The sequence below is a fragment of the Nocardia sp. NPDC060220 genome (genome assembly GCF_042727815.1).
Lineage (GTDB): Bacteria > Actinomycetota > Actinomycetes > Mycobacteriales > Mycobacteriaceae > Nocardia.
On sequence record NZ_JBHWZY010000240.1, the window covers coordinates 1 to 8,559 of the forward strand.

Annotated in this window: 8 protein-coding genes; 4 read left to right on the forward strand and 4 right to left on the reverse strand. The window is 68.7% G+C overall.

Annotated elements, in window-relative coordinates:
- Positions 1-152: 152 nt before the first annotated feature.
- The 4 genes from ACFWF3_RS14860 to ACFWF3_RS14875 form a co-directional block, all read right to left on the reverse strand.
- Positions 153-476, reverse strand: coding sequence for a helix-turn-helix domain-containing protein (locus ACFWF3_RS14860; protein ID WP_379314097.1), 324 nt, complete (start codon positions 474-476; stop codon positions 153-155).
- 42 nt (positions 477-518) lie between these two features.
- Positions 519-1,697: a winged helix DNA-binding domain-containing protein gene (locus ACFWF3_RS14865; RefSeq protein WP_379314098.1), complete on the reverse strand. Its 1,179-nt coding sequence runs from the start codon at positions 1,695-1,697 to the stop codon at positions 519-521.
- Between the two features lie 92 nt (positions 1,698-1,789).
- Positions 1,790-2,311 (reverse strand): hypothetical protein, encoded by a 522-nt coding sequence (locus ACFWF3_RS14870; RefSeq protein ID WP_379314099.1) that lies wholly within the window; start codon positions 2,309-2,311, stop codon positions 1,790-1,792.
- A 48-nt stretch (positions 2,312-2,359) separates the two neighbouring features.
- The gene (locus ACFWF3_RS14875) at positions 2,360-2,692 is read right to left on the reverse strand and encodes an ArsR/SmtB family transcription factor (protein ID WP_379314100.1); all 333 of its coding nucleotides are present in this window, start codon (positions 2,690-2,692) and stop codon (positions 2,360-2,362) included.
- A 98-nt stretch (positions 2,693-2,790) separates the two neighbouring features.
- On the opposite strand from ACFWF3_RS14875, the gene ACFWF3_RS14880 reads away from it, so the two are divergent.
- The 4 genes from ACFWF3_RS14880 (at position 2,791) to ACFWF3_RS14895 (ending at position 8,417) form a co-directional block, all read left to right on the forward strand.
- The gene (locus ACFWF3_RS14880; protein WP_379314101.1) at positions 2,791-3,999 is read left to right on the forward strand and encodes an MFS transporter; all 1,209 of its coding nucleotides are present in this window, start codon (positions 2,791-2,793) and stop codon (positions 3,997-3,999) included.
- Between the two features lie 87 nt (positions 4,000-4,086).
- On the forward strand, positions 4,087-6,246 hold the full coding sequence (locus ACFWF3_RS14885) for a TRAP transporter permease (RefSeq protein ID WP_378995746.1): 2,160 nt from the start codon (positions 4,087-4,089) through the stop codon (positions 6,244-6,246).
- Between the two features lie 47 nt (positions 6,247-6,293).
- Positions 6,294-7,274 (forward strand): TAXI family TRAP transporter solute-binding subunit, encoded by a 981-nt coding sequence (locus ACFWF3_RS14890; RefSeq protein ID WP_379314102.1) that lies wholly within the window; start codon positions 6,294-6,296, stop codon positions 7,272-7,274.
- 93 nt (positions 7,275-7,367) lie between these two features.
- Entirely contained in the window at positions 7,368-8,417 is a 1,050-nt protein-coding gene (locus ACFWF3_RS14895) for an alpha/beta hydrolase family protein (protein WP_379314103.1), read from the forward strand.
- Positions 8,418-8,559 lie beyond the last annotated feature (142 nt).

The following is an 8,559-nucleotide window of genomic DNA, read 5'->3' on the forward strand; positions in this document are numbered from 1 at the left end:
GAGTGGCAATGTCGAAGCGATGGGATCACCAGAATATTCAGGCACGTAACGAAATTCGGTGCCACCATCGGCGGTCCTGCCGAGCGCGGCAGCGAGACGACCGGACTTGTAGACGTCCGCGCTGCTGACCCTGCGCAACGCGCCGAAATCCGTCACGGCGTCACCGTCAGCGTTAGTCCCAGTGCGCCGGCCACTGCTGTGACCGTTCCGATGCTGGTCGAACCTCGACCGTGTTCGATGTCGCGAATCGTGCGCGTGGACGTAGCCGCGACTTCGGCAAGCTCCTCCTGAGTCAGGTGGTGGCGGCGGCGCTCCGTTCGGATCTTTCCGCCGATGTCTTTCAGTACATCCATGAACACACCTCCGATCGGCAGGATATTGCCGAATTTATCCCGGTTGGTCGGAAGCCATACGCCTGTCCTAATCAGATCGGCAATATTCTGCCGATCAACGTCATTTCGCCCCACTTCGACCACGGACAGCACTGTATCGGCAGAATATTGCCGAAATTGTTGCCGCTAGGCGGTGAGTTCGCGTTGTAAGGGGGTCCGGAAGCGGGGGATGGCGCGGATGTCGCCGAACCAGGTTGTGGTGCGGTCTATTTCGGCGTCGATCAGCTTCTGGGTGTGGGGGTCCACGTCTTCGAGGAGGCGGGTGACCACTTCGCCGTCGGGGCGTTGGGCCCAGCCGCCTACTATGCGGCCGTCGGCCCAGATGGAGGGGCCGATATTGCCGTTGGTGTCGAAGAGGGCGGGGGCGTGGGGGCCGAGGAACCAGTCCCGGGATTGCCAGCCCATGGGGGTGGGGTCCAGGGCGGGGAGCAGGGCTGCCCAGGGTTCGGGGGTGGGGACGGGGGTGAGGTCGTCGGCGAGGATCAGGCCGGGGGTGCCGTCGAGGTCTACGTCGACTGTGTCGACTTCGGCCAGGGCCTTCCGGACTTCACCGAGGGTCCAGCCGGTCCACCATTTCAGGTCGGTGATCGGGGCCGGGCCGAAGGCGTACAACCACTGACGTACCAGTTCGATGCGGGCCTCGGCGGCGGACAGCGGTGAAAACCCCTGGGGTAGCCAGGTTTCCACGGGGGCCCAGGTGTACTGGCTGCTGGTCCAGCTGCCGTTCGGGCGGCCGCGCACTATCCGGCCCTCCGCGCCGAGCACCACCAGTACCCAGGTGGTGATGCTCGTCGGTTTGGAATAGGACTTTCCGGGGGCGGTGTCGATCTGGGTGCGCAGCCGTGGCACATCTTTGCTCAGCTGGACACCGGTCGCCGCGCCACGGGTCAGCAGCGCCGCGTGCGTCTCGGCTTCGACCTCGGCCAGCCACGTCGAGATGTCACCGTCGACGACGCCCGCCTGCTCGATGAAGCGGCCGTAGGTGCGGCGTTGCTTGTGGGCCAGCGCATCGCAGGTGGATGCCTGCAGAACCGGGAGCAACTCGGTCGGCGCGACGAACATCGTGCGGCGCATGGCCAGCATGCGAAGCAGGGCCCGGTCGTCGTAGAGCGCCTTCTCGACATCGGCGGGAGTGAGATCGATGCCCCGAGCGCCGACCGACAGGTACACCGTCGCCGGATCGGTGGCGTGCAGAACCACCATCGAACGGGCGATGTCCACGGGGTCGGTCGAACGCGCCGACGGCGCGAGGCGATGCCTGGTGGCCACTCGGGCGCGACGCTGCGCGGTATCGATCGAGAGCATGAGCGGATCGTAGGCGGGGGCACCGACAATCGCGGGGCAAGCCCGGTTGCGTGGGCAGTGACAGCCGAAGCGGGTTACGTCGGCGGTGGTGCTCAGGCGAGACCGTCGAGGAACGCCGCGGCCTCGCGCCGGGAGCCCAGTCGGACGAAGGTGAGATCCTGGAATGCCGGATCATGCTGTGCCGCAAGGTAGCTCGCCCGGTTCTTCGCATGGGTCGTCCAGGCCCACATGATCACCGATCGTGCCGGGTCGAGCGAGATCATCTCGCGCCAGCGCTCCCGGTTGCCGTTCCACAGCTCGCGCCCGGTCAGCGCCCGGCCCACGATCTGGCGCATGACCAGCGACCGGGGCAGATCGAACCAGGCCACCGTATCGGCACGTCGCCACACCAGATCGCCGAGTTTGCCTCGGTAGTTGCCGTCGACCACCCAGGCATCCCCGGCGATCCGCTCGGCGACCGCGGCCTGGAATTCGGGCGCGGCCATCGGTGTCCAGTTCGGCTGATGGTGGATCGAGTCGAGCTCGATGTGCGGGACGTCGAGCCGGTGCGAGATCTGGCGGGCCAGCGTGCTCTTGCCCGATCCCGAAGTCCCCACCACCACGATTCGTCGCATCACGGCCACCACGACATTATCCACGCCGGTTCGGCCTGGAACCACGGGTTATTCGGCCCGCCACGTGCGGACGAGGTCGAGGAGGCCGGGGAATCGGGCGTCGAGGTCGGCTACCCGGACCTGGCTGCGGCGTTCGAGGCCGTAGCGGTGCTGACGGGTGATGCCCGCTTCGCGGAGGGCGCGGAAGTGGTGGGTGAGGGTCGACTTGGGGCGGTCGATGCCGAACCAGCCGCAGGGGCGGTCGAGGTCGGGGGATTCGGTGAGCAGCTTCTGCACGATGCCGAGGCGGAGCGGATCGCTGAGTGCGCCGAGGACGACATCGAGGCGCAGGTCGGCGCGCGGTGGCTCGGGAAGTCGTTCGGCTTCGGTCGTTGCCTGCATGGGACACCTTCAGGTCGGGGCTTGTACGAATCTTATCGTACTGAGTATGTTCGACTTCTGTCGTACTGGTACGAGATAAGTCGAACTAAGGAGTGGGCATGACGATCCAGGCAGCGGCGCCACGGGTGCGCGATGGGGCGATCTGGGCGGCAGCGTGGCCGGTCCTTGCGGTGTTCGTCCTCTCGAACGCCGCCACGCCGCTCTACGTCGTGTGGCAGCGGGAGATGGGATTCTCCTCGGGCACGCTCACCCTCGTCTTCGCCTGCTACATCGCGGGATTGCTCGGGGCGCTGACCGTCGCCGGCGTGGTCTCCGATCGGGTGGGGCGTAAGCCGGTGCTGCTGCCCGCGATCGTGCTGGCGATGGTGGCCTGCGTGCTGTTCGCCTGCGCCGGTTCGGTTCTCGTGCTCGCGCTGGCGCGATTGCTCACCGGCGTCGCGGTGGGCTGTGCGGTCTCGGCGGGGATGGCGGCGGTGACCGATATCGCGGGCCGAGAGCGCTCGGCGAAAGGCGCGTTGGCGGCTTCGGTGGCTATGGTGCTGGGCGCCGGTCTCGGTCCGCTGCTGGCCGGGGTCTTGTCGGAGGCCGCGCCCGGTGCGACGGTGACCGTGTTCGTGGTCGAAATCGCGCTACTGGCAGTGGCTTTCGTCGTGGTGTCGCGGCTGGATCTGCCGAGCGGTGTGGGCGGGCGCGGTCCGTGGATCCGAGTGCCCGCGGTACCGGCGCGGGGCAGGACGGCGGTGCTGCTCGGGATTGTCGCCTTCGCCCCCGGCATCACGGCCACGTCCTTCGTCCTGTCGCTGGGCCCGTCGGTTCTCGGGATGCTCGGATCGGCGAATCGGGTCGTCGCGGGTGCGCTGGCCTTCGTGATGTTCCTGGCCGCGACGGGGATCCAGTTCGCGGTGCGGCGCAGGAGTATTCGCGTGATCCTGCTCGGCAGCTCGGTGGCGACGGTGGGGAGTGCGGTCGCGCTGATCGGTGCGGTCGCGACGGCGGCGGTGCCGGTGTTCGGCATCGCCGCGGTGCTGGCCGGGATGGGGCAGGGGCTCGGGCAACTCGGCGGTTTGACCGCGATCGGATCTGCGGTGCCGCCGGATCGGCTGGCCGAGGCCAACGCCGCGCAGAACGTGGGCGGTTATCTCCCCGCCGCGGTGTTGCCGCTGGCGACCGGTTTTCTCGGCGATGCGGCGGGGTTGGCCACGGCCACCACGGTATTCGCGATCGTTGTCGCGGCCGCCGCCGCAGCGGGCGCCACCTTCGCGCTGCGCCGAGGTGCGGAAGTGGATCGTGGGACCACACAGCGGTGAGCGCCACCCGCGTAGTGTCCATTTTGTACAGACTGCCCGGTTGTCGATTTCGTCACCGGCCGTGAATCTCGTTGCTATCGTCCGCTCATGAACGCAGCGCCACCGGTTGTCACTGCGGCTGAGCTGGGGGTGGACGACGAGGAGCGGCCCGCGCGGGTGCTCTCCGGATTCCCCGGTCGGCTGGTCGGCGGCGTCGCGCTCGGGCTCGCGCTGCTGTCGGTGTGGCAGGTGTTTCGGCCGCTGGCGCAGGGCAGCCAGTACTACCTGGTCATCTTTCTGGCTGTCGCGCTGCCGCTGGTGTATCTGAGCTATCGGTCGTGGTGGGGTCCGCTCGATCGGGCCGACGGACCCTCCGTGCTCGACTGGGTACTGGCGGCGATCACCCTGGTGGTGTGTCTGTATCCGGTGCTGCCGATTCGAATCGGTGACGCGGGTGGGGGATACGACGCGTTTCTCGATCGGCAAGGGATGCTCGCGCCGCTCGATGTCGTGATGGGTGGGTTGCTGCTGGTGCTCGTGCTCGAGGCGTGCAGACGCACCACCGGGGTGATCCTGCCGGTGGTGTGTCTGGTGTTCCTCGGGTACGGGTACTACGGCGGTCTGCTGCCGCAGGACTGGTCGATCGCGCACGCGGGCCTCGACGTCGATCAGATCGTCGACGCGCTGTACAACTCCGGCAGCGGCTTCTACGGCACGCCCCTCGACGTCGCCGCCAGTTACATCGTGTTGTTCACGCTCTACGGAGCGGTACTCGAATTCTCCGGTGCGGCACGGTTCTTCGTCGATCTGTCGGTGTCACTGTTCCGGCGCTCGCACAGCGCGGCAGGGCGCACGGCAGTGGCGTCGGGATTCCTGCTCGGGACCGTCTCGGGCTCGGGAACCGCGACCGCGGTGAGCACCGGCGCGGTGACCTGGCCGATTCTGCGTAAGGCCGGTTACCGGCCCGAACAGGCGGGCGGGATGCTCGCGGCGGCGGGCGTCGGTGCGATTCTGTCGCCGCCCACGCTGGGAGTGGCGGCATTCATCGTCGCCGAATATCTCGACGTGTCGTATGTGACGGTGCTGGGGTGGGCCCTGATCCCGACGCTGCTGTACTATCTGGGCATCCTGCTGTCGGTCGAGATCGACGCCCGCCGGATCCACGCGGACGGGCGGGCGCCCGTAGATCTGGCCGACGGTCCGCTGCCGACGCCGTGGTGGAAGTTGCTGGGACGCTTCGGGTATCACTTCTCGTCGCTGATCGTGATCGTCGTGCTCTTGCTGGCCGACGTGAGCGCGACCCGCGCGGTGGTGTACGCGACGGCGCTCGCGCTGCTGCTCGCGATCCCGGACCGGATGCTGCGCAGTGCCGCGGCGACCGATGCGGCCTCGGCCACCGATCTCACGAAAACGCCCGCTGAACAGAGCACGACGGAATCAGTTGAGGGCGGCTCGGTGCGAGCGGAGGGGCACCGCTGGTCACGCAAGAGCGTGGGGCAGTTCGTGATCGAAGCCTTGCGCTCGCTGTCGTACGGGATGCGCTCGGCGCTGCCGGTGGTCGCGGTGTGTGCGGCGGCGGGCGTGATCACCGCGATGACCACCAAGACCGGCCTCGGTGCGCAACTGGCCGCACTGCTGGTCAAGGCCGGATCAGCGCTGTCGGACGATCCCGCCGTCGTGCTGGCGACCACCGCGGTGCTGGCGGCGATCGCGTTGTCGCTGCTGGGTCTGGCGGTCCCGGTGACGGCGTCGTTCGTCATCGGCTGGGTGATCATCGGGCCCGCGCTGCTCGACCTGCACGTCGCCGCACCCGCCGCCGCAATGTTCGTCTTCTACTTCTCGGTGCTCTCGGAGGTGACGCCGCCGACCGCGCTGGCCGCCGTCGGCGCGGCCGCGGTGACCGGGGCGAAGGCGATGCCGACGATGTGGCACGCCCTGCGGTACGCGCTGCCCGCGTTCCTGGTGCCGCTGATGTTCGTGCTCACCGACTCCGGGGAGCATCTGCTCGGCCGCGGTGCGGTGCTCGACGTGCTGTGGGTCAGCGCGGCAGCCTGTGTCGGCGTCGCGGCGCTGGCGGCGGCGACCGGCGGGTGGCTGTTCGGAATCGGCGCGATCGGCCCGATCCCGCGCGTCATCGCCGCCGGCGCGGGACTGATTCTGCTGTACCCGAATCCGGTCGCCACCGGGCTCGGACTCGGGGTGCTGGTCGTCGCCGTGCTGGCGGGCCTTCTCGACCGGGCGAACAGAACATCCACGGACACACCGTGATCCGCGGGAATCGGCAGGCGGCCTGGCCGTCGACGGAAGGGGACCTGATGGTCAGAACAATTGTCGCGGTGGTCGCGGCCGCCGCGTTACTCACCGGCTGCGGTGGCCGGCAGGACACCCCGACCGCCGACGCGGGCGGCGAAGTGACCTGTGCAGTGAAGCAGGACACCAGGATCGGCATCGCCACCGGAAACGCGACCGGCGTGTACTTCGCGCTCGGCAACGCCTACGCCGAGCAGATCTCCGCCGCCACCGGCGGGACCGTGAAGGCCACCGCGGCCGAGACCGGCGCCTCCGTACAGAACATCCAGCAGGTGGTCGGCGGTACCTATCAGGTCGGCTTCTCGCTCGCCGACTCCGCGGCCGACGCGGTCGCGGGCACGGGCAGCTTCACCAGCGCGCAGCCGATCCGCGCACTGGCCCGGCTCTACGACAACTACACCCAGGTCATCGTGCGCACCGACGCCGGCATCAACTCCCTCGCCGACCTGCGCGGCAAACGGGTCTCCACCGGCTCACCCAAATCGGGAACCGAGGTGATCGCCCAGCGCGTGCTGCAAGCCGCGGGGCTCAACCCCGACAGCGACGTCGCCGCCCAGCGCCTCGACCTGACCAAGACCGTCGACGGTCTCAAGGACGGCTCCATCGACGCGATGTTCTGGTCCGGTGGCCTGCCGACGCCGGGCATCACCGACCTGTTCACCACCGCCGAGGACAAGGTCCGCTTCCTCGACATCACCGGTGTGCTGCCGAAACTGAAGCAGATCAACCCGGTCTACGAGACGGGCTCGATCCCGGCCGCCACCTATGGGCTGCCCGCCGACGCGCCGACCATCGTGGTGCCCAACCTGCTCGTGGTGCGCGACGATCTCGACGCGAACCTGGCCTGCGTGCTGACCAAGACGCTGCTGGATCGCAAACCTCAACTCGAACAGGCGAATCCGGCCGCCAAGGGAATCAACGCCGACACCGCGAGCAAGACGGCGCCGGTGTTGTTGCATCGCGGGTCGGAGGTCGCGCTGCGCTGACGTCACCACGGACGGATCCACGCCGACACGTGGGTTCCGGCGGTCCCCGCAACCCCTGCACTGTGGGGGCCGCGGGGACCGTGCCGTGTCGGCGTGGGAACGCGCGACGATGTGCTGGACCCCCGTCCGCCGGTGGCGGACAATCGCGACATGAAGCGGGTCGGGGTCGTCGTGGCGGTGTGCGCGCTGCTGGTCGCGATATCGGCCGCGGTCGGACCCGCCCCGCACGGGCAACCGCCGTGCGCACCGGGTGTCGACCTGCGACAGGTCGCGATCACCGTGGACGGCGAGCGTGCGACCGGGCGCGTATACGAGCCGTTTCGCTGTGTTCCCGGCGATATCGCGGCCACGAAGCTGGTGGTCGCGGTGCACGGGCACGGTGGGTCGTCGGCCGATTTCGCCCCGTATATGTCCGCGCTCGCGCGCACGGGCGGGTCGCCGATTCTGCTCATGGATCTGCGCAGCGCCGACGGAGCGTGGCGCACCGGCGACTGGAACCTGTGGACGGGCTGGCACGACCTGGTGGCAGCCACGCAGTGGTATCGCGGCGAGCATCCCGCTATCGCGTCCACCGTGCTGTGGGGGTGGAGTCAGGGCGGCATCACCAGCGGGCTCGCGGTGGCACACGGGCCGCCCGGGCTGTTCGACTACTGGGTCGACAACTACGGCCCCTCCGACGATTTCACGATGTGGGCGGCCGGTGGCTCGGTGGATCCCGCACTGCCCCGCCAGATCGAACGTGACGCGGGCGGCTGCGCGCCGATGATCTGCCCGCTCGCCTACATCGAGCGTTCGCCCGCGCTGCTCGCCGACCGGCTGACTATGCGCCGGGCCTTCCTGATCCACGGCACCGCCGACGCCATCGTGCCCTTCGCGACCAGTGTGGAACTGCGCGCGGCGCTGACCGCGGCAGAGAAAGCGTTCTCCTTCTACACCGTGGTCAGCGGGCGTGACCTGACCGGCGCCATCGTCGCGGGTGATCACTCGGTCGGACCCGCGCTGTTCGAGGGCGGATGTGTGGTGTTGCGCCTGCTCGCGGGAACCGAGCCGCTCGCGCCGCAGGTCATCGACTATGTCGTCGATGTCGAGCACGGTTCGGTCACCGCGCCCGCGGCCCCCGCGGGCGCGAAGTGCGCGGCCTGAGACACGCGGGAACAAGGTTCGGCGAACCGCGGTTGTGCGAGAAGACACCGACCGGAGCGAGGATGCGATGACCGACGTAGTGCCCGACGATCACGGCTGGCAGGGTGCCGAGCTCGATCTGGACGCCTATCTGTCCAGGATC

What these genes read in the sequence shown, in the direction of transcription:
- ACFWF3_RS14865 (WP_379314098.1), bottom strand. Translation starts at nt 1,697, where the DNA reads ATGCTCTCGATCGATACCGCGCAGCGTCGCGCCCGAGTGGCCACCAGG.
- ACFWF3_RS14870 (WP_379314099.1), bottom strand. Translation starts at nt 2,311, where the DNA reads ATGCGACGAATCGTGGTGGTGGGGACTTCGGGATCGGGCAAGAGCACG.
- ACFWF3_RS14875 (WP_379314100.1), bottom strand. Translation starts at nt 2,692, where the DNA reads ATGCAGGCAACGACCGAAGCCGAACGACTTCCCGAGCCACCGCGCGCC.
- ACFWF3_RS14880 (WP_379314101.1), top strand. Translation starts at nt 2,791, where the DNA reads ATGACGATCCAGGCAGCGGCGCCACGGGTGCGCGATGGGGCGATCTGG.
- ACFWF3_RS14885 (WP_378995746.1), top strand. Translation starts at nt 4,087, where the DNA reads ATGAACGCAGCGCCACCGGTTGTCACTGCGGCTGAGCTGGGGGTGGAC.
- ACFWF3_RS14890 (WP_379314102.1), top strand. Translation starts at nt 6,294, where the DNA reads ATGGTCAGAACAATTGTCGCGGTGGTCGCGGCCGCCGCGTTACTCACC.